Origin of the sequence: Algoriphagus ratkowskyi (assembly GCF_002150505.1) — a bacterium.
Lineage (GTDB): Bacteria > Bacteroidota > Bacteroidia > Cytophagales > Cyclobacteriaceae > Algoriphagus > Algoriphagus ratkowskyi.
In genome coordinates this window covers 116,810-135,974 of record NZ_MSSV01000005.1, presented here as the reverse complement: position 1 = coordinate 135,974, position 19,165 = coordinate 116,810, and the positions used below count along the sequence as shown (strand labels likewise).

The 19,165-nt window shown below is 40.5% G+C and carries 18 protein-coding genes; 10 read left to right on the top strand and 8 right to left on the bottom strand.

Features of this window, described 5'->3' with window-relative positions; all coding sequences use genetic code 11:
* Positions 1-98 precede the first annotated feature (98 nt).
* The gene (locus tag BVH02_RS07740; protein ID WP_086500828.1) at positions 99-518 is read left to right on the top strand and encodes a VOC family protein; all 420 of its coding nucleotides are present in this window, start codon (positions 99-101) and stop codon (positions 516-518) included.
* Here the strand turns inward: BVH02_RS07740 and dgt are convergent.
* Positions 479-1,825, bottom strand: coding sequence for a dGTP triphosphohydrolase (gene dgt / locus BVH02_RS07735; RefSeq protein ID WP_086500878.1), 1,347 nt, complete (start codon positions 1,823-1,825; stop codon positions 479-481). The two genes, BVH02_RS07740 and dgt, sit on opposite strands and share 40 nt — an antisense overlap.
* 102 nt (positions 1,826-1,927) lie before the next feature.
* On the opposite strand from dgt, the gene BVH02_RS07730 reads away from it, so the two are divergent.
* From BVH02_RS07730 to BVH02_RS07715, 4 genes are all read left to right on the top strand, one after another.
* Complete coding sequence (locus BVH02_RS07730; RefSeq protein ID WP_086500827.1) at positions 1,928-2,743, top strand: DUF4382 domain-containing protein; 816 nt, start codon at positions 1,928-1,930, stop codon at positions 2,741-2,743.
* A 102-nt stretch (positions 2,744-2,845) separates the two neighbouring features.
* Positions 2,846-3,643 (top strand): DUF4382 domain-containing protein, encoded by a 798-nt coding sequence (locus BVH02_RS07725; protein ID WP_158093866.1) that lies wholly within the window; start codon positions 2,846-2,848, stop codon positions 3,641-3,643.
* Complete coding sequence (gene ribD / locus BVH02_RS07720; RefSeq protein ID WP_244912266.1) at positions 3,643-4,668, top strand: bifunctional diaminohydroxyphosphoribosylaminopyrimidine deaminase/5-amino-6-(5-phosphoribosylamino)uracil reductase RibD; 1,026 nt, start codon at positions 3,643-3,645, stop codon at positions 4,666-4,668. Before BVH02_RS07725 ends, ribD begins: the two co-directional genes overlap by 1 nt.
* Positions 4,661-5,143 carry a GAF domain-containing protein gene (locus BVH02_RS07715; RefSeq protein ID WP_086500825.1) on the top strand — a complete coding sequence of 161 codons (483 nt, stop codon included), beginning with the start codon at positions 4,661-4,663 and terminating at the stop codon, positions 5,141-5,143. The genes ribD and BVH02_RS07715 overlap by 8 nt, the downstream gene beginning before the upstream one ends.
* On the opposite strand, the gene BVH02_RS07710 is transcribed toward BVH02_RS07715, so the two are convergent.
* Together BVH02_RS07710 and dxs are read right to left on the bottom strand one after the other, a co-directional pair.
* Complete coding sequence (locus tag BVH02_RS07710) at positions 5,140-5,919, bottom strand: alpha/beta fold hydrolase (RefSeq protein ID WP_086500876.1); 780 nt, start codon at positions 5,917-5,919, stop codon at positions 5,140-5,142. The two genes, BVH02_RS07715 and BVH02_RS07710, sit on opposite strands and share 4 nt — an antisense overlap.
* A 4-nt stretch (positions 5,920-5,923) precedes the next feature.
* The gene (gene dxs, locus BVH02_RS07705; RefSeq protein ID WP_086500824.1) at positions 5,924-7,840 is read right to left on the bottom strand and encodes a 1-deoxy-D-xylulose-5-phosphate synthase; all 1,917 of its coding nucleotides are present in this window, start codon (positions 7,838-7,840) and stop codon (positions 5,924-5,926) included.
* Between the two features lie 176 nt (positions 7,841-8,016).
* Here dxs and BVH02_RS07700 point away from each other — a divergent pair, with 176 nt between their 5' ends.
* Genes BVH02_RS07700 through BVH02_RS07685 form a run of 4 tightly spaced genes read left to right on the top strand, consistent with a single transcriptional unit; the run spans position 8,017 to position 13,144 of the window.
* Positions 8,017-8,766 (top strand): segregation and condensation protein A, encoded by a 750-nt coding sequence (locus BVH02_RS07700; protein WP_086500823.1) that lies wholly within the window; start codon positions 8,017-8,019, stop codon positions 8,764-8,766.
* A gap of 3 nt (positions 8,767-8,769) precedes the next feature.
* The gene (locus BVH02_RS07695) at positions 8,770-9,852 is read left to right on the top strand and encodes a lysylphosphatidylglycerol synthase transmembrane domain-containing protein (RefSeq protein ID WP_086500822.1); all 1,083 of its coding nucleotides are present in this window, start codon (positions 8,770-8,772) and stop codon (positions 9,850-9,852) included.
* Entirely contained in the window at positions 9,836-12,298 is a 2,463-nt protein-coding gene (locus BVH02_RS07690) for a bifunctional UDP-N-acetylmuramoyl-tripeptide:D-alanyl-D-alanine ligase/alanine racemase (protein WP_086500821.1), read from the top strand. Before BVH02_RS07695 ends, BVH02_RS07690 begins: the two co-directional genes overlap by 17 nt.
* 36 nt (positions 12,299-12,334) lie before the next feature.
* Entirely contained in the window at positions 12,335-13,144 is an 810-nt protein-coding gene (locus BVH02_RS07685; protein ID WP_086500820.1) for an ion transporter, read from the top strand.
* Here BVH02_RS07685 and BVH02_RS07680 read toward each other — a convergent pair.
* The 3 genes from BVH02_RS07680 to BVH02_RS07670 are packed head-to-tail and all read right to left on the bottom strand — an operon-like array spanning position 13,141 to position 16,997.
* Positions 13,141-13,830: a potassium channel family protein gene (locus tag BVH02_RS07680; RefSeq protein ID WP_086500819.1), complete on the bottom strand. Its 690-nt coding sequence runs from the start codon at positions 13,828-13,830 to the stop codon at positions 13,141-13,143. The two genes, BVH02_RS07685 and BVH02_RS07680, sit on opposite strands and share 4 nt — an antisense overlap.
* Positions 13,831-13,889: 59 nt before the next feature.
* Complete coding sequence (locus tag BVH02_RS07675; RefSeq protein ID WP_086500818.1) at positions 13,890-15,704, bottom strand: TrkH family potassium uptake protein; 1,815 nt, start codon at positions 15,702-15,704, stop codon at positions 13,890-13,892.
* 27 nt (positions 15,705-15,731) lie between these two features.
* Positions 15,732-16,997, bottom strand: coding sequence for a voltage-gated chloride channel family protein (locus BVH02_RS07670; protein ID WP_223271836.1), 1,266 nt, complete (start codon positions 16,995-16,997; stop codon positions 15,732-15,734).
* A 241-nt stretch (positions 16,998-17,238) separates the two neighbouring features.
* Between BVH02_RS07670 and BVH02_RS07665 the strand changes: the two genes are divergently transcribed.
* The gene (locus BVH02_RS07665) at positions 17,239-18,129 is read left to right on the top strand and encodes a TIGR01777 family oxidoreductase (protein ID WP_086500816.1); all 891 of its coding nucleotides are present in this window, start codon (positions 17,239-17,241) and stop codon (positions 18,127-18,129) included.
* 37 nt (positions 18,130-18,166) lie between these two features.
* On the opposite strand, the gene BVH02_RS07660 is transcribed toward BVH02_RS07665, so the two are convergent.
* On the bottom strand, positions 18,167-18,835 hold the full coding sequence (locus tag BVH02_RS07660; protein WP_086500815.1) for an ATP-binding cassette domain-containing protein: 669 nt from the start codon (positions 18,833-18,835) through the stop codon (positions 18,167-18,169).
* 5 nt (positions 18,836-18,840) lie between these two features.
* Positions 18,841-19,122: a hypothetical protein gene (locus BVH02_RS07655; RefSeq protein WP_086500814.1), complete on the bottom strand. Its 282-nt coding sequence runs from the start codon at positions 19,120-19,122 to the stop codon at positions 18,841-18,843.
* Between the last annotated feature and the right edge of the window lie 43 nt (positions 19,123-19,165).

The window sequence follows — 19,165 nt, the reverse complement described above, 5'->3', positions numbered from 1 at the left end:
TGTCTCATCCATAGTACGTTTTTTGCCGTCGTCAGCAAAAATTCAAGTTATAGATTTCGCAATTATTTATCTTATCCGTATATAAACCTTAATCAGATATGATCCTAGACCTTAAAGTTCCGGCAGATTATCAGGCAGTGATGCCCTATTTAATTCTCAAAGATGCTGCATCTTTTATCAAATTCGCTGAAGAAGTTTTTTCTGCGAAAGTAGTATTGAAAGAGATGCGAGATAAGAATACAATTATGCACGCGGAGATCATAATAGGTGAAAGCACGGTGATGATCGCAGAAGCAACACCTGATTATGAAATTCAAAACTCAGGACTATTTGTCTATGTCAAAGATGCAGATGCTGCTTTTGAGCTTGCCATTGAGTTAGGAGCAGTCATCATTATGAATGTATCAAATCAGCCTTATGGAAGAAGCGGAGGCATCAAAGATCCTTTTGGGAACACTTATTGGATTACTTCTGTGAGCTACGATCCAGGGAATGAAATTCCTTTGACCCGGCGATAGAGATTCAGTGCATACTTGTCAGTCATACCAGAGATAAAATCTACCAAACTTCGAAGCATTGGATACGGATTTACCTCAGCCCCCCAGCCTTTCAGTGGGAAGTCGGCAGGTAATAGTCTCAAGATACTTTTATCTTGACCTGAGAAATTTTCCAGATCGTAGAACTGATGGTAAAGTGCCTTGGAAAACACTTCTAACAAGCCCTCTAAGACTTGAAATCCAGCTGCTTCTTTTTCTAAAACAATTTGAGATCTATAGATTTTTTCTACAGACACTTCTGTAATTTTCTTCAATGCTTTAGCCGAAGGAATAATGTCGGTCAAAGCCTTATCAAAATTTCCTTTGCACATACTTTCCTCATAGTTGCCAAATACTTCTACACATTCGCCAATCAATTCTCCTATAGCCAGCGCTCGTAGAGCACCCAGATTTTGAGCTTCTGTTCTTGGTTCTTTTAACTTATTTGGATCAAGTTTGTCCTTCAAAATCGGTGCGAGAAGCTTCACCGTCTCTTCAAAACTCACCAAGCCTAGCGTACAGCCATCCTCTAAATCGATGATGCTGTAGCAAATATCATCCGCTGCTTCCACGAGGAATGCGAGCGGATGTCTATACCAGCATTCTGGACTGGATTTCTCCATTCCTAAGACCGCTCCCATTTGTTCAAAGTCTGCCAGTTGATTGATAAAGAAGCCGTATTTTTTCTGACTTTTCCTAGCGATATCCCGGTGTGCAATCATGCTTGGTCGAGGATATTTGGTAAATGTAGCCAAAGTCGCATACGTGAGTTTTAACCCAAACTGCTTTGAAACAAGCATTCTGAATCCTTGCGCGTTTCCCTCAAAATTCTGTAGATCTGCTAGTTGCTCTGTACGGACATGAGATTCCCAGCATTTTCCCGAAGGGTGAAACTTGAAGAAATCAGAAATAGCTTCTTCTCCTGCATGACCAAAAGGAGGATTTCCGATATCATGTGTTAAAGCTGCTGCAGCCACAATAGCACCAATTTCAAATGGTGTAATGCCTGTATTAGACAGTTGTGGGTACTTTTCCAGGAGCATTTCTCCAGCTGATTTCCCCAAAGATCTTCCCACACTGGAAACCTCCAAGCTATGTGTTAATCGTGTATGTACAAAAGCCTGTTCTGGTAATGGAAAAACTTGAGTTTTGTCCTGAAGATTTCGAAATGGAGACGAAAAAATTATTCGATCGTAATCAACTTCAAACTCACTTCGGGTTACTTGCGTAGGTATAAATCCCGGATTATCACCAAATCTGCCTCTGGATAAAAGGCGTTCCCATTTCATCATTCCCAAAAATAAGATTCTCTTCAGACATTACTTTAAAATTTGATTATTATTCAGTTGGCACGGTACTTGGATTTTATCTAGCAATTAAACTTAATAACTATGAAAAATATTTTTTCTTATATCCTGCTTACTGGACTTGCGCTTATAGCTATGTCATGTACGTCAGATGATGAGAATCCAAGCAGTGATACTGCTCGTGTAAATATTCGCTTAGTAGACGCACCAGCATCATATGATGAGGTCTGGGTTGAGGTTTTGGCTGTTCGGGTTAAAGTGGACAAAGAGGGAATTGATGACGACAACGATGATGACTCATCATGGAATGAGATCACTTACAATGAAAGCCAGCCTATAAATCTTCTGGACTTAACAGGAGGAAATAGCAAATTATTAGGTACGGAAGATTTTCCCGAGGGAAAAATCGATCAGCTTAGATTGATTCTTGGAGAAAATAATTATGTGATCAAGAAGGGTCAACGTCATGATATGAAAACACCGAGTGCTCAGCAAAGTGGACTGAAGATAAAAGTCGATGAGCGTATTGAGGGAGGAATGACCTATAATCTTGTTATCGATTTTGATGCAGCGAAGTCAATCGTTGAGGCTGGAAACTCTGGACAGATCATATTAAAGCCGGTATTAAGAGCCTATTTGGACGAAATATCCGCTGGAATCATGGGACAAATTCTTCCATTAGAAGCACAACCAGTAAAAGTGACTGCTCAAAAAGGAGATGACACGATGAATACCTTCGTCGATGCAAAAGGTAATTATAAAATCACTGGTTTAGATCAGGGTACGTACAAATTGATATTTACTCCAAATGATTCTTATAGCCCTGTAGAATTAGAAGGGGTTTTGGTAGAAAATGGAAAGCTTAATTCTATAAATCCAATCGTATTGAAGTTGAAATAGTTATTGAAAATCTAACATAAAAGGTCAGCTGTTGCTGGCCTTTTTTTTGTGCTAGACTTTCTTGCCTTCCCGTTTTGAAAAGTTTTGGACTAAATTTACCCTGTGAAAAAACTGTATTTTTATCTTCTTTCGATATTTAGCATATTTCTCTTGGCTTCTTGCGAAGATCCAGATGCTAGCCCCAAAGCACTTTTAAATATTATTTTGGTGGACAATGCGGCTAAGTGGGATTCGGTATTTGTAGAGATAGAGGGAGTAGATATAGAGGTGTTGGCAAGTGGGCGTGATACACAAAGCCGGACTTTTTTCTTAGAATATAAATCTGGAGATAAGCGTATAAAAGTGAGTGATTTAGTTGGTGGAAATGCGCTGCTCTTAGGTAGAAATGAATTGCCTATTGGGCAAATAATATCTGCAAAAATCATCTTAGGTAACGATCATTCCATGTATTATGATCAGAAAAAGTATCCATTAAAAGTCTCAGACACTTCCCAAAACGAAATATTGTTGACTACTTCAATAGATACAGAGCAAGGAATATCTTATGATATTATATTGGATATTAACCTTGAAAAGTCAATTGTAAAAGTTTCTGAATCCCCTCTTACCTACGGGCTGAATCCAACTTTCACCTTAACAAAGGGCGCAGGAACGATTGATATTAGTGGATTATTAAAACCATTGACTCTCTATCCTGCTGTTTATTTGAGCGACGGAAAGGATACGATTTCAACACATACCGATGCTACTGGAAAATACAATTTCAGAGTGCCGGCTGGATCATATAAGATTTTCTTTGATGCGAAAGACGAACTTTATTTGGACACTGCTTATACACAAGATCTAGTCGTGAGTGAGGACAGCCTTCTTAATACAATCACTTTTAAGAAAAAACCTTGATGATTTCTGATGCACTCTACATGCAAAGAGCACTTGAACTGGCGGAGTTTGGCCGGGGTAAAGTAAGTCCAAATCCCATGGTTGGCTGTGTGATCGTACATCAAAACAAAATAATAGGCGAAGGCTACCATCAGAAATACGGTCAAGCACATGCTGAAGTCAATGCGGTGAATGCAGTAAAAAACCACGAGCTTTTGATGGAAGCTACAGTTTACGTGACCTTGGAACCATGTGCTCACTATGGAAAAACCCCTCCATGTGCAAGTCTACTGGTAGAGAAAAAGGTTAGGAAAGTTGTCATAGCTGCTTTCGATACCAATCCATTAGTTGGTGGAAAAGGATTTCAGCAATTGAAAGATGCTGGAATAGAAGTGGTAACAGGGCTATTGGAAAAAGAAGCTCGTATTCAAAACAAGCGTTTTTTCACTCAGATTGAAAAAAAGCGTCCGTATGTAATTCTGAAATGGGCCCAAACTCTTGATGGATTTGTGGCGAGAGAAGATTACTCTTCCAAGTGGATTACGAATGCCTCTAGCCGACAGTTAGTGCATAAGTGGAGGGCTGAAGAAGATGCGATAATGGTGGGAAAAAATACAGCCAAATACGATGATCCTGCATTGAATGTCAGAGATTGGGTTGGAAAAAATCCCCTCAGATTGGTTATTGATAGCAGACTTGAGCTTCCCAATTCACTCAAACTATTTGACGAAGCAGTTCCTACAATTTGTTACAATACGAAGAAATCTGAAGTTAAGGGCACGCTTGAATATAAGAAGCTGGACCCAGATTTTCAGGTAAAGGATATTTTGGAAGATCTTTACAAGCGGAATATTCAAAGTGTACTTATAGAAGGAGGAAGTTACTCATTGAATAAGTTCTTGGCTTCTGAACTTTGGGATGAAGCACGTGTGTTTACAAGCAGCAACAAATTTGGAAGTGGGGTCGCAGCCCCAATACCTCCTACCCCAGTATCCGAGACTATAGAAATCTTGGAAGATACTTTAAGAATATATCATCATGTCTGAAAGTCTATACATTCCTGAGTCCGCTACAAAAGCGGAAAAATACGAAGCGATTCTGCCTCAAATCGAAGCTTTGATCTCCGGTGAACCTGATCTTTATGCAAATCTGGCTAACATCTCCGCAGCATTAAAAGAGGCATTTGACTTCTTTTGGGTTGGGTTTTATCTGGTCAAAGAGAATCAGTTAGTACTTGGTCCTTTCCAGGGACCAATAGCGTGTACGAGGATTTCTATGGGAAAAGGAGTTTGCGGTACAGCTTGGCAAGAAGGCAAAACAATTTTGGTTCCCGATGTAGATGCTTTTCCAGGTCATATCGCTTGCAGCTCTGCTTCAAAGTCTGAGATAGTCGTACCTGTGTTCAAAGGAGGTTTAGTTGCCTTTGTACTCGATGTGGATTCCGATCAATTAGATGATTTTGATTCGGTTGATCAGGAGTATTTGGAGAAGTTGATGGAGTCGTTAGGGAGTAAGATCTAGGTTTCGCTCCTACTCACCTTTTCGCAAAATTCTCTGACAATTTTCAAAGTTTCCTCTTTGCGCTCGATCATGCCGACATGCCCCGTGTGTTCGAGTTCGAAGTAATCGGTTACTGCTGATTTATGCTTTCGGCTAGTATCGATTTTTACCGCTCCATCTTCAGTTCCAGCGATCACCAGTTTTAGTCCAGAGAAATTCTCCAACACTTCCAATCGATCTTTTCTATCTCTCATTGCTTTGGTGAAAGCAATTAATCCTTCCAAACTACAATTTTTAGCTTGCGCTATGGCTTGAGTTATTTCATCAGATAGTTCTTCTCTTCTTTCCTCTGGAAAAAGTGGTGGGACGAAAGATGTTACGAAAGTATTAACGCCGTGTTTTTTCAGGAAAATAACCGTGCGGTCTCGCATGCCCTTTTTCTCTTCATCATCTGCTAAAGCTGAAGAATGAAAAAGACCAACAGCTTTAAGTTTATTTCCCATCAATTCAAGCAGCGCTAGCATCACATATCCACCTAGCGAATGACCGATTACTATAGGATTATGGATATTATTTTCCTCCATCCATTCTTCGAATAGAACTGCTACTTCCTCCATCTGAATAGAGTCTGAAGCGATTGGAGTACTGCCACATCCTGGAAGATCAGGGCAGATCACTCTGAAGTCTGTGGATAAAGCTTCTGCAAAATCTCTCCACATTTCTCCGATTTCGCAGAAACCATGAATTAGGACTATAGGTTGACCTTGGCCTTTTTCGAAAAAATGAATAGCAGACATTTGTTTAGATAGATTTGGAAACTTCAGCAACTTCTCTGACAGCCTCAGCAATGCCTTCTGCATCAAAACCACAAGCTCTATGTAATTCTTCCTGCTCGCCGTGCTCGATGATTTCATCTGGAATACCAAGACGCTTCACTTGTGCCTGATATCCATGATCTATCATCCACTCGATCACAGCTGAGCCAAACCCGCCCATAATACAACCATCCTCTACAGTGATTACCTTTTTGAATTTGCCAAAAATCTCATGAAGTAGTTCCCCATCCAGCGGCTTCACGAATCGCATATCGTACTGAGCGGGGTTTAAACCTTCTTTCACTAGTTTTTCGCAAGCTTCTACCGCATAGTTACCAATATGTCCAATCGTTAGAATAGCTACATCTTCTCCCTCTTTCACAATTCTTCCTTGCCCTACTGGAATTTTTTCAAATGGAGTTTTCCACTCTGGCATTACGCCTTTTCCTCTTGGATATCGGATAGAATAAGGACCGTTATGAATAGAAGCCGAGTACATCATGTTGCGAAGTTCTTCCTCATTCATCGGTGCAGATACGACCAGATTTGGTATGCATCTAAAGAAAGCTATATCATATGCTCCATGGTGCGTAGGGCCATCGGCACCTGCAAATCCTGCCCTATCTAAACAGAAGACTACAGGAAGATTTTGAAGGCAGACGTCGTGTAATACTTGATCATAAGCACGCTGCATGAATGTAGAATAGATGTTACAGAAAGGAACTAGTCCTTGTGTAGCCAATCCAGCAGAGAAAGTCACCGCATGTTGCTCGGCGATTCCTACATCAAATGCCCGATTTGGCATCGCTTTCATCATGATATTCATAGACGAACCAGATGGCATAGCTGGAGTAACTCCCATGATTCGGTCATCCATTTCAGCCAATTCTACTAACGTGTGTCCAAAAACATCCTGATATTTTGGAGCTTGCGGACTGCTTGGAGTCGTTTTATATATTTCTCCGGTAACTTTATCAAAAGCTCCTGGGGCATGCCAGGTAGTTTGATTTCCTTTTTCCGCAGGACCATATCCTTTTCCTTTCATTGTCACACAATGAAGGATTTTAGGCCCTGGAATATCTTTAAGATCCTTTAATATTTCTGCTAAATGATTGACATCATGACCATCTACTGGACCGAAGTATCGAAGGTTTAATGACTCAAAAAGATTGCTTTGGTGCAGAATAGCAGATTTGATTCCACCTTCCACTTTGGAGATTACATCCTGAGCGCTTGTTCCAAATTTGCTCATTTTGCCCAAAATCTTCCAAACCTCATCCTTTGCTTTATTGTAGGTTTTGGAAGTAGTAATATCGGTGAGGTAATCTTTGAGCGCACCGACATTCGGATCGATTGCCATGCAATTATCATTCAGGATGATCAACAAGTTGGTGTCTGCTACTCCTGCATGGTTCATAGCTTCAAAGGCCATACCACCAGTCATAGAACCATCGCCAATCACCGCGACATGCTGTTTTTGAGAAAGCCCTTTATACTGGGAAGCGACAGCCATACCCAATGCTGCAGATATTGATGTGCTGGAGTGACCTACACCGAACGTATCGTATTTACTTTCTTTTCTTTTAGGAAAACCAGAAAGGCCTCCGTAAAGACGATTTGTATGAAAGCGATCTTTCCTTTCGGTAAGAATTTTATGACCATAAGCCTGATGTCCTACATCCCAGACCAATTGGTCTTCAGGAGTATTAAGCACATAGTGAAGGGCAACTGTAAGCTCGACCACGCCAAGACTCGCGCTAAAATGGCCTCCATAAACGGATACATTATCGATTATAAACTGTCTAAGTTCATCACAAATTTGTACCAGCTTCTCCTTAGGAAATTTCTTAAGGTCAGCGGGGCTATTAATTTGAGCTAATAATTCTCCTGGTTCAATCAGCATTTTACAGCGGTAAAGTGTTCAAAATAGAATAACAATAAATATGCTCCTTTGTTTTTTCTATGAATAATTTGACGAAAAGACGACTGTCTCTTTCTCCTGTCGTTTTCAATTAATTTAGCTTAATTGAATATCTTTGGCAACAAGGTGGCAAAATTAACCAATAATTTAAATATCCTTTGAGTTTCGAAATCAAATTACCACTCTTCGAAGGTCCATTTGACCTCATGCTCTTCTTCATCGAGCGTGATGAACTGGATATTTATGACATTCCTATTTCCAAGATTACCAATGACTTCCTTGATTATGTACATCAGATGGAGCAAATGGAAATGGAAGTAGCCAGTGATTTTATTCTCTTCGCCGCAACCCTTATGAAGATTAAATCACGAATGCTTTTGCCAAGACCTGAACTGAATGAGGCAGGTGAAGAAGTGGATCCACGAGAGGAATTGATCAGAAATCTTCTGGAATACAAGAAATACAAATCCGTCATCGAAGTACTTTCCGCTATGGAAGGGGAGGAAATGTCCAAACAAAAGCGTGGAAATATAGCCTCCGAGTTGAAGACACTTAGCAAAGTGGATGATGTGGATGCAGAGATGCAGGATATGGATTTATACAAATTGCTGAAAGTTTTTCAGCGGTCGATGTCCAAAATGGCTTCGCGAGTGGATGAAACCAAACACACCGTAATCCAGTATCCTTATACCATTGCCCAACAAAAAGACTTTGTGTTGGAGAAAGTAAGTTTTAAGAAAAAAGTGCCATTCGCTGAATTCATCAGCTACAAGCCCGATAAGATTTTTGTGATATATACCTTTCTAGCCATTTTAGAATTACTTCAACTTTCCCTGGTTACGATTGTCATTGGAGATGGCTTTAATAATTTTTGGGTGGAAATATCAGAGCCAATAGCAGTTGCATAGCATATGAAATTGGACAACAAAAAAATCTTTCAGACACTTAATCCGAATAAAATTTGGGTGCCGGTAATCATTGGTTTAGCCATTGTCTTCGGTATGTTTTATTTTGATCCTAAAGTAAATAAGGACTCTCTGAATGGGATTTTTGATGCTTCTATTCCTTGGGTAATTCTTGCCATTTTGGTGATCTTATTTAGGGATGTAGGCTATGTATATCGAATAAGGGAGATTACGGATAGGAAACTGACATGGAAGAGGTCTATCTATGTCATCATACTTTGGGAGTTTGCTTCTGCAGTGACACCCTCTGTGGTGGGCGGGACAGCAGTTGCTATTTTTATCTTAAATAAGGAAGGGATCAAATTCGGTAAAGCCATTGCCTATGTGATGGTGACAGCGATTTTAGATAATTTATTCTTTGTGATTGGCGCTCCCATTATCTTATTTTTTGCGAAAGGAAGTATTTTTCCAGAAAGTAAAGTACTGGAAATGCAGCTTCAGAATAGCATGGAGGCGATTTTCTGGATCTCGTATACGCTCTATGCTACTTACAGCATAGTGATGGCTGCAGCTTTATTTTACAAGCCGAGAGTTTTCAAATGGCTTCTAATCAAGCTATTTTCGATTAAATGGCTTCTCAAATGGAAACATGAAGCCCAAGGATATGGAGATCAGATCATCGAAGCTTCCAAAGAACTATCGGGTAAAAAATGGAATTATTGGTTGCCGATTATTGGTGCTACTATCTTCATCTGGAGTTCTAGATACTTGATGTTAAATGCATTGATTTCGGCTTTTGTGCCCCTTGCTGCTCATGAGCATGTCATCGTTTTTGCGCGCCAAGTAATTATGTGGATCGTGATGATGATCTCACCTACCCCAGGTAGTAGTGGTACAGCGGAGTTTTTCTTTGGTCAATTCTTTACCGAATTCTTAACAAATTACACGTTTGTAACTAGCATCTTGTGGCGACTTCTATCCTACTACCCTTACTTGATTTTAGGAGCATTTTTCCTTCCTCGTTGGGTTAAGCAAGTGTTTTTTAAGAAAAAGAAATTAGAGGCGGGACCAGATGTTTCAGGAAATTAGCCAAAAGCAAATCGTAGAACTCACCAAAGGAAGTGTTCTGAATCGGCATGATGAGTTGATGATTTCTCAACTTGCAATAGACTCCAGACAAATTCTTCATCCCTCCAAGACACTTTTTGTGGCATTGCGCGGTGCAAAAGCTGATGGGGCAGATTTTATTCCTCAATTAGTAAAATTGGGCGTCCAGACGTTTTTGGTTCATGATGATTTTGATGAGTCCACAGCTTTAGATGTTTGCTTTATCAAGGTGGCGGATACGCGTAGAGCATTACAATTGCTGGCCAAATACCAACGTTCACTATTTACGAATCCCGTCGTCAGCATCACCGGAAGTAACGGTAAAACCATCGTCAAAGAATGGCTGGGAGAGATTCTGGGGCAAAAATATGCCGTGGCTAAAAGCCCAAAAAGCTATAATTCTCAAGTTGGAGTACCTCTATCTATCTTTGGAATCGAGTCTTATCATCAAGTAGCAATACTGGAAGCAGGAATCTCCAAAGCTGGAGAAATGGCTGCATTGGAGGAAATGATCCAACCAAACCTCGGAATTTTCACTAATATCGGTACAGCCCATCAAGAAGGATTTGAAAGTCTGGAAGCTAAGCTTCAGGAGAAGCTTTCACTTTTCAAGGACTCTAATTTTTTGATTTATTGTAGAGATCATGACTTCATTTCTGAGGCGATTGAGTCTGTTTTTCCATCTGACAAACGAGTAGGATGGTCAGATCGAGCTGGAGCAGAATTTACCAGATCTTTGAAGGTGAAAGGGAATGGATCACGAATGATTTTGATGAACTCGGATTTAAGCACGCATACTTTTCATGTGCCTTTCACGGATGTGGCTTCTCTAGAAAATATCACGCATGTGATCGTAGCCGCGATCACGCTAGGACAAAGCGTTGGATCTATACAAGAAGGAATTGCGCATCTGAAGTCTGTGGATATGCGCTTGACGCTAAAGCCGGGAATCAATGATTCTTTGCTGATCGACGACACCTACAATAATGACTTGGCAGGATTAAAGGTCGCGCTGGATTTCATGCAGCAACAAAGGCCTAAGCGAAGGAAAATTCTGATCCTGTCTGACTTATTGCAGCAAGGTTCTCCAGAGAAGATCTATGCTGAGGTTTCTGAGTTGATCAAAAAGTACCGGTTTGACCAATTGTATGGTGTGGGTAAGGAGATTTTCTTTTTGGAGAAAGAATTCCCAGAATCTTTCACTGGGTTCAATTCTACGCTAGAGCTTTTGGCCAAGCTCGATCCTGAGACCTTTCAAAATGACTTGATTTTAGTAACTGGGGCACGAGTGTTTGGATTTGAGGAAGTAGTCAACCGACTTCAACAGAGGATTCATGGTACCACCTTGGAGATCAATCTCAATGCGCTCACGCACAATTATAATTTCTATAAAAAACTGCTTTCCCCAAAAACCAAAGTAATGGTAATGGTGAAGGCACTCGCTTATGGTGGAGGAGCGGTGGAAATCGCCAACCAAATCCAGACCATGGGTGCAGATTACTTGGGGGTTGCTTTTTCTGATGAAGGAGTTGCTTTGCGGAAACAGGGAATCAAACTACCGATTATGGTATTGAATGCCATGCAAGAGTCTTTTGGGTTGTGCAGTGAGTTTAATTTGGAGCCGGTAGTTTTCAGTCCGGAGTATTTTGAGAGTTTAGCCTCTTGGAGTATTATACATCACACTACCATGAAAATCCATCTCGACATGGATACTGGTATGCACAGATTGGGCTTTGAAAAAAAACAAATAGAAGTTTTGAAGAGCTTGATTAAAGCCAACCCTCAATTGGAAGTAGCCTCAATCTATACTCATTTTGTAGGTGCTGACGAGGAGATTCATCGTGAATTTTCTTTAACACAAATGAAGAATTTCATAGTAATGAAAGAGGAAGTTCTCAGTATGCTATCCTATAGACCGTTGATTCACGCGCTCAATTCTGCTGGAATAAGTACATTTCCACAATTCCAATTTGATATGGTGAGATTGGGAATCGGACTGTATGGCGTAGAAGTGACAGGTAAATTTGAGCAGGCACTGCGAACGATTGGTACGCTGAAAACTACGATTTCCCAAGTCAAAGAGCTCGAACCTGGCGAAACAATAGGGTATTCCAGAAAGGGAGTTCTAGCTACCGGCGGTAAAATAGCGACTCTAGCGCTAGGGTATGCAGATGGCTACGACCGCCGATTCAGCAATGGTAAAGGCTATGTACTTATCCATGGAAAACAGGCTCCCATCATTGGTAATGTGTGCATGGATATGTGCATGGTGGATGTGAGCGGAATGGATGTGAAAGCCGGTGATGAAGCCATCGTTTATGGAGAGAAAATCTCCTTGAAAGAACTGGCTGAACGAATTGGAACTATCCCTTATGAGTTGCTTACAAATATAAGTACTCGTGTGAAGCGTGTTTATTACCTTGATTAGGTCTGGTTTTACTTTTAAATTTTTCTAAATTCCCGAATGATATTCACCAAAAAAAGACTGGCACATATAGTATTTGAGTCCGATGATTGGGCTTCGAAGACCTTCGATATTGTGGTCTTATTCATGATTTTCGGAAGTATTTTTGTTGCAATATTAGATTCAGTTGGTAGCGTTAGGGCTCAATACGGTGAATTACTTTTTATTTTAGAGTGGGTTTTTACCATTCTTTTTACATTAGAATACATGTTAAGGATTTGGCTTTCCAGAAAACCAAGAGGCTATATTTTTAGCTTTTTTGGAATGGTGGATTTGCTGGCTATTTTACCAACTTATCTCAGCTTTTTCGTGGTCAATTCCCAATTGCTGACCGTAGTCAGAGCTTTACGACTACTGAGAGTGATCAGGATCCTAAAGCTAGGCCGGTACGTGGCAGAAGCCGAGTACCTAACTAAATCTCTTAAAGCTAGTTCGCATAAGATTATGATTTTCATAGCCTTTGTGCTTACGATTGTATTGATCACAGGTACACTGATGTTTATTGTAGAAGGACCAGAAAATGGTTTTACGAGTATTCCTATAGGCATGTATTGGGCGATCGTAACACTTACTACAGTAGGTTTTGGTGACATAACGCCCTCCACACCACTTGGACAGTTACTTTCCTCTGTCATCATGCTAATGGGCTATGCTATTATTGCGGTACCTACTGGGATTGTGTCCTCAGAGATGGCGGCGCAGAAGAAGAAAATGGAAAATAGAGGTGCAGTTCAATGTCCTAATTGTAAGCATACTGGATTGGATAGTTGGGATGAGTATTGTAAATTTTGTGGAGGTAAACTTGCCTAATCTCCCAGCTTAAGAAAGTCTTGTATGTTGTTGATTTTCCCAAAAAGTAATAAGATATCGTCTGCATCAAAATTATACTCTGGAGTGACTACACCGATTACATTTTTGTAGGGAGTATTTATTCCAAGAAGATTTTTCCGCTGTTCTAGCTTAATCACTGTCAAGATATTAAGATAAAATTCCTTTCGTATATCCGCGTCTGCTACGGTCATTCCTACATATCTTTCAGGCACTTTCACTTCCACGATATTGTATTCATCGGAAATCTCCAAAGAATCCAGAACGCCTTTCATCTCAAGCCGCTTCGAAAGTCGATCAGCAGTCTCTTCCTCTGGGTGAATTATTTCATCTACACCAATCGCTTGGATTACCGTTTCGTGTAGGGAGTTGATAGCTCTGGCGATAATTCGTTTTGATTTAAGTTGCTTAAAAATCGCGGTGCTCATAATAGATGCACCTATATCTTCACCTATCGCGATTATGACGATGTCGGTATCCTTCAAAGGTAAATTCTTTACCGCAGCCTGATCTGTAGCATCCATTACGATGGAATGAGTAATGCTGTCCTTGATCATTTCTATTCTGCTTTCGCTAGTGTCTACGCCAATTACTTCGTGTCCAAGATTAGTCAGACGCTTTGCCAGATAGCCCCCAAAATTGCCTATGCCTACGATTATGTATTTCATGTGTGAATAGCTTATATGCTTTGTTGGTATTTGTCAATCATGCAAAATAGAAAGATTGATTAAGTTATAAAGACAGTTTCCTCAGGATACTTGTACCGCTGTTCACCTATTTTTCGGACGATGGCCACCAGAATTGTCAGTGTTCCTACTCTTCCGATGAGCATGATAGCCATCAACACAAGTTTGCTACCCAAGCTTAATTGAGGAGTGATTCCGAGAGTCAATCCGACGGTAGAAAATGCACTGAAGACTTCAAAGGACACATCTATCATAGGAAGCTCTGGATCAAATACCATAAGTAAAAAAATTCCCATTCCTATTACTAGCACGGAAAGAGAAATCACTGCAAATGCCTTCTTAAGCGTCTCATTAGTAATTTGTCTTCTGAAAATTTCTACTCTGGTTTTACCAGAAGCAATGCTAAATGTATTCAACATAGCTACAGCGAAAGTACTGGTTTTGAGTCCTCCACCCGTGGATCCAGGAGATGCTCCTATCCACATGAGGAAAAGGTAGACTAAAATCGTGGGAACTGCCAATTCTCGCATGTCTACGGTATTAAATCCTGCGGTACGTGGAGTCACTGATCCAAAAACTGTGGTTACAAATTTTCCATACGTACTTAGCCCTTTCAGGCTAGAATTTTGTTCCGAGATGGCATAAACGATCATTCCCACGACAAGCAATATTCCAGTCGTATAGATTACCAATCGGGTGTTGACGCTTGAGACTCGTGGCCTATGTCTGTATTTTTCTATGCCCAATAGGCTTTTTACCGTTCCTACGACCACATGCTTCAGATAGGAATAATAATTCAACACTACAGGAAAACCAATTCCTCCCAGAACTATGGCCAATGCTATAACTAAGTGCATGTTATAAGCTTCTCGGAAACCCTCCTGATAAAGGCCATTGCTTAGGGTAGAAAAACCAGCATTACAAAAGGCTGAAACAGCATGGAAAAGTGCGAAGAACAATTGATCTCCTTTACCTGAAAACTGTGCAGAATCCGTAAAATGATAGATCAGAAAAGCACAAAATCCCTCGACTAAAACTGTGAAAGAAATTATCTTAAATAAGGTAGTATAAATCTCATTTACATTGTTTTCATTGATATAATCCCGGATAAAAAGTCTGTTTTCGATGGAATAACTGCCCTTGAAGAAGAAACCGAAGAAACTCGTGAAAACCATAATTCCAAGCCCACCTATCTGGAACAAAATCATGATGACTACCTGACCAAAAAACGTAAAATCCTTCGCAGTATCCAGTACAATTAAACCAGTGACACATACGGCTGAAGTCGCCGTAAACAAGGCGTCTATAAAGCTAATATTTCTTGTAGTCGCCTCCGGGAGACTCAGAAGTCCAGTTCCTACAAAAATCAGAATGATAAAAGAAAGTATAAATACCAAGGAAGGACTGAGTTTGAGCTCATTGATAGCAAGGCTAAATTTGCTAAGCTCTATAAAGAATAGAATTATCACCAGCCCGTTGATCAGGTGATAATGTGCTGTGAATTCTAATACCAGCTTAGTGATATCATCCCCCAGCACATTCCAGCGAACTAGCGCAGTGAATATAAGTATGATAGACAGGAATAATTCGAGGATTACCCGTGCAGGAACTATGGATTTTTCAACTAATAAAACTCGGACAAAGTACCCTAATCCAATTAAGATTAGCGATATATTGAAGAGTGATGAAGTAGTGACCTGATCTTGAGGATCAATAGAATAACCCAAGTGAAAAAGTAAAATAGCAAATGCAAAAATACTGCTGACCTGAACCACTTTTTCCTGGACCTTAACCACCTTTTTCAGGAAGATAATATTGCGATCAGGGTTAGAAAAAATTTTCAGCTTAAGTTTCATGGGGTAAAAATAGGCATTGAAGCAATATCAATCTTTCTTTTGGGACTTCTCTGGTGAGACATTAAAAATCCCTTCTGCAGGATATAAGTGGAATTTCTTATCCAGATTTTGTGAGGAATAAATGCTTGATTTGCCACTGAAAAGGTAGGCGATCAGGCAGGCAATTCCCAAAAATATGCCGCTTTCGTAGCCGAATAATTCCATGCCCATTACGGTACATGCAAAAGGTGTATTGGTGGCGCCTGAGAAGACACCCACAAAACCCATCCCCGCCAACAATGCTAAAGGAAGAGGAATCCATGTAGCAAGAGCATTGCCCAAAGTCGCTCCGGTGAAGAATAAGGGAGTAACCTCACCCCCTTTAAATCCAGCACCTAAGGTTAAGCTGGTCAGTCCTGTTTTTGCCAACCAATCGTACCAAGGAACGGGTGTTTCAAATGCCTCTACTATCCTTGGAATTCCTAAGCCAATGTAAGTTGTGCTGTCCGAAAAGTATACAAATGCAGCGATCAGGAGTCCGCCAATGACCGGACGAAGTGGTGGATAAGATATGTGTTTTGAAAATTGATGAGAAAAGAAGTGAGTGCTTTGGGCAAATAATCTCCCTGATAACCCAAAGGCTATTCCTGCGGGGAGAATCCAAAGTAGGTTGATTAAGGTATGTGGAGGAACGAGATCTACCAAATAATGTGTATGGCCTACACCAAACAAGGAGGTGCAAACCCAGTTGGCTACAAAAGCAGTCAAAAACGCTGGAAACAGGGATTTCAATCGAATTTCTCGGTGAAGCATCCATTCCAAAGCGAAAATTGCCCCTGCTAATGGAGTTCCAAATACAGAAGCAAATCCTCCTGCAACTCCAGCAATTAAGATGATTCTTCGATCTTCTGGATTGAGGTGAAAATATTTGGTCAGCTGATCGGCTAGGGAGCCACCCATTTGCACCGCCGTACCCTCACGTCCTGCTGATCCACCAAATAAATGTGTCATAATCGTCCCAAAAAGTACCAAAGGAGTCATTCTAAGCGGAATTGGCTTTTCTGTTTTATAAAGTTCATCGAGCAAAAGATTGTTCCCTTTCACTGAATTTTCTCCGTAACGGTAATAGCTCCATCCGATCACAAAACCCGCTATGGGCAGAAAAGCGATGATCCAGAGATGCGATTCACGATATTCAGTAGCCCAATTCAATGCAATGAGAAAAATTGCAGATGCAGCGCCAGAGAGAAGACCAACCAAAAGGCTTAAAACGATCCAGAGAAGTAGATACCGAAAAACAGAAGTGCTGCTCAAACTTGGTTTTTGAATTAGTTAGGCCAAATTAGGAATAGAAATTGACTTTAATGAAGCATCGGTTACCCTAAATCGTTCTAGTAAGACTAACTTAATTGGAAGTATTCGAGTTATCTAAATACAAATCACCCATTAACAAAATCGAGAATGTTATATTCTCCATATACTGGGGTGAGTACGATGCTGCGAGATTCCTCCTGATAGTTTTCGGGAGGACGATTATATTTTACAATACAAACAGATGAAAAATATTCTTATTTCAGGAGGTTCAGGTCTTATTGGCCATAAAATCACCCAGCTACTGGAACTGAAAGGATATTCAGTTGCATGGCTCAGCAGATCTTCACAAACACAAAAATCTTTTCTATGGGATGTGGAAAAGCAAACCATAGATCCAGAAGCTGTAGAGTGGGCGGACGCTATTATCCATTTAGCTGGTGCCGGAGTTGCTGAGCAGCGCTGGACAGATGAGCGTAAGAAGCTAATTTTGGATTCTCGTATTCAGAGCACACACCTACTTTATGATGCGATAGAGAAATCCACCGCGAAGCCTAACACATTTATCTCGGCATCTGCAGTGGGGTATTACGGATTCAATACTGGAACCTTCTTGATGGATGAGACGAAAGCAGCAGGGACTGACTTTTTAGCTCAGGTGGTTGTAGCCTGGGAAAACGAAGTGAAAAAAATGGAAGAGCTAAATCTTCGTACTGTTATGTTAAGAATTGGCATCGTACTGGATGCAGATGGCGGCGCACTAGGCGAAATGATGAAGCCACCTATTGCAGCGCCTCTGGGAAAAGGAGATCAGTGGATGAGTTGGATTGCTATTGAAGATTTGGCGAAAATGTTTGTGTTTGCCTTGGAAAAGACAACGCTACAAGGCGTATTCAATGCAGTAGGTCCAAATCCAGCGACAAATCAGCAACTTACCCAAGCTGCTGCCAAAGCAAAGGGTAAGCCTTATATCGGAATAGGAGTACCGGCTTTTGCCTTGAAGCTATTCCTTGGGGAAATGGCAGCAATTGTTCTTGGAGGTAATCGAGTTTCCTCACAAAAAATCCAAAAAGCTGGCTTTGAGTTTGAATGTCCTGAGCTAACTGGAGCGTTGAAAGAGATATATCGCAAGTGATTTTTCATTTCTTAAAATGCATTTTGATCAATTGTGATTATTCTGGTGGCAGATAATTATACTCAACAAGCTGCTTACTTTCTTGGATAGGCTTTAGTGCACCACCTGTCAGCAAGAAGGTTTTGTCGCTCACAGCCATCAGATTGACGTAGTCATGATCGGTAATAATGATGCCCTTTTTTTCTTTATGTGATTGAATCAGTGATTTGATGTCTGCTCGATAAAGTGGTTCTACTTGCGAAAAAGGCTCATCCAGCATAGCGAAAGCAGTGGGAAGATTGAGAATCAGAAGTACTTGTAAATACCTCTTTTCGCCTCCAGATAAAGCGTTGATCTTTTTCTTGAGAAATGGCTTGATTCGGGCGTTTTCGGAAACTGTATTTCTACTAGTTTCTGTGGATAGAAATGTCCGAATGACTGTTGCAACTGTTAAACTATTTGGTAAGAAACTTCCTTGGGGTAGATAGGTGATCTTTTCTCCAGCTGTATAGGCATTTGCATAGGATTGACCATCTATTCTGATGCTTTTGTTTTCTGTCTCTACCGAGCCAAAGATGATTTGAAGCAAGGTGGATTTGCCTGTTCCATTTCTCCCCAAAATCCCTAGAACCTCTCCTGTAGCGCATTTGATAAAGATATCTGTCAAAAGATGTTTATACCCAAATGTTTCGATGATACTATCTACTTCTAAGGTATGCTGAGCCATAACGATCAAAAAATAAGGAAATAGATCAGGGTGATTGTGGCATTGATTCCGAAAGTAAAGCCAATCAATTTCACCTTATCCAAGCCTAAATTGAAATAGAAAAAGTATTGATTAGCATGCCTTACTTCATAAAGGTAAAGCGAAAGCATGAAGCCAAGTGTCAACAAGGGTAAAAAGAAGAAAACTGCAAAACTGCCTCCTTCAGATAAAACCAATAAGGCAATGATAAATGAGAATGGGATATTGAAACTGTTGATCTGCTTATAAAATAAAAATAGACTTCTCATGAGCTTGGGTGGCCTTAGGACAATGATGTAGTGAGGCCTATTT

Coding starts and splice junctions, on each gene's coding strand:
- BVH02_RS07660 (WP_086500815.1), bottom strand. CDS start 18,835: ATGGCTCAGCATACCTTAGAAGTAGATAGTATCATCGAAACATTTGGG.
- ribD (WP_244912266.1), top strand. CDS start 3,643: ATGATTTCTGATGCACTCTACATGCAAAGAGCACTTGAACTGGCGGAG.
- BVH02_RS07695 (WP_086500822.1), top strand. CDS start 8,770: ATGAAATTGGACAACAAAAAAATCTTTCAGACACTTAATCCGAATAAA.
- BVH02_RS07730 (WP_086500827.1), top strand. CDS start 1,928: ATGAAAAATATTTTTTCTTATATCCTGCTTACTGGACTTGCGCTTATA.
- BVH02_RS07680 (WP_086500819.1), bottom strand. CDS start 13,830: ATGAAATACATAATCGTAGGCATAGGCAATTTTGGGGGCTATCTGGCA.
- dxs (WP_086500824.1), bottom strand. CDS start 7,840: ATGCTGATTGAACCAGGAGAATTATTAGCTCAAATTAATAGCCCCGCT.
- BVH02_RS07715 (WP_086500825.1), top strand. CDS start 4,661: ATGTCTGAAAGTCTATACATTCCTGAGTCCGCTACAAAAGCGGAAAAA.
- BVH02_RS07740 (WP_086500828.1), top strand. CDS start 99: ATGATCCTAGACCTTAAAGTTCCGGCAGATTATCAGGCAGTGATGCCC.
- BVH02_RS07685 (WP_086500820.1), top strand. CDS start 12,335: ATGATATTCACCAAAAAAAGACTGGCACATATAGTATTTGAGTCCGAT.
- BVH02_RS07675 (WP_086500818.1), bottom strand. CDS start 15,704: ATGAAACTTAAGCTGAAAATTTTTTCTAACCCTGATCGCAATATTATC.
- dgt (WP_086500878.1), bottom strand. CDS start 1,825: ATGAAATGGGAACGCCTTTTATCCAGAGGCAGATTTGGTGATAATCCG.
- BVH02_RS07710 (WP_086500876.1), bottom strand. CDS start 5,919: ATGTCTGCTATTCATTTTTTCGAAAAAGGCCAAGGTCAACCTATAGTC.
- BVH02_RS07655 (WP_086500814.1), bottom strand. CDS start 19,122: ATGAGAAGTCTATTTTTATTTTATAAGCAGATCAACAGTTTCAATATC.
- BVH02_RS07690 (WP_086500821.1), top strand. CDS start 9,836: ATGTTTCAGGAAATTAGCCAAAAGCAAATCGTAGAACTCACCAAAGGA.
- BVH02_RS07665 (WP_086500816.1), top strand. CDS start 17,239: ATGAAAAATATTCTTATTTCAGGAGGTTCAGGTCTTATTGGCCATAAA.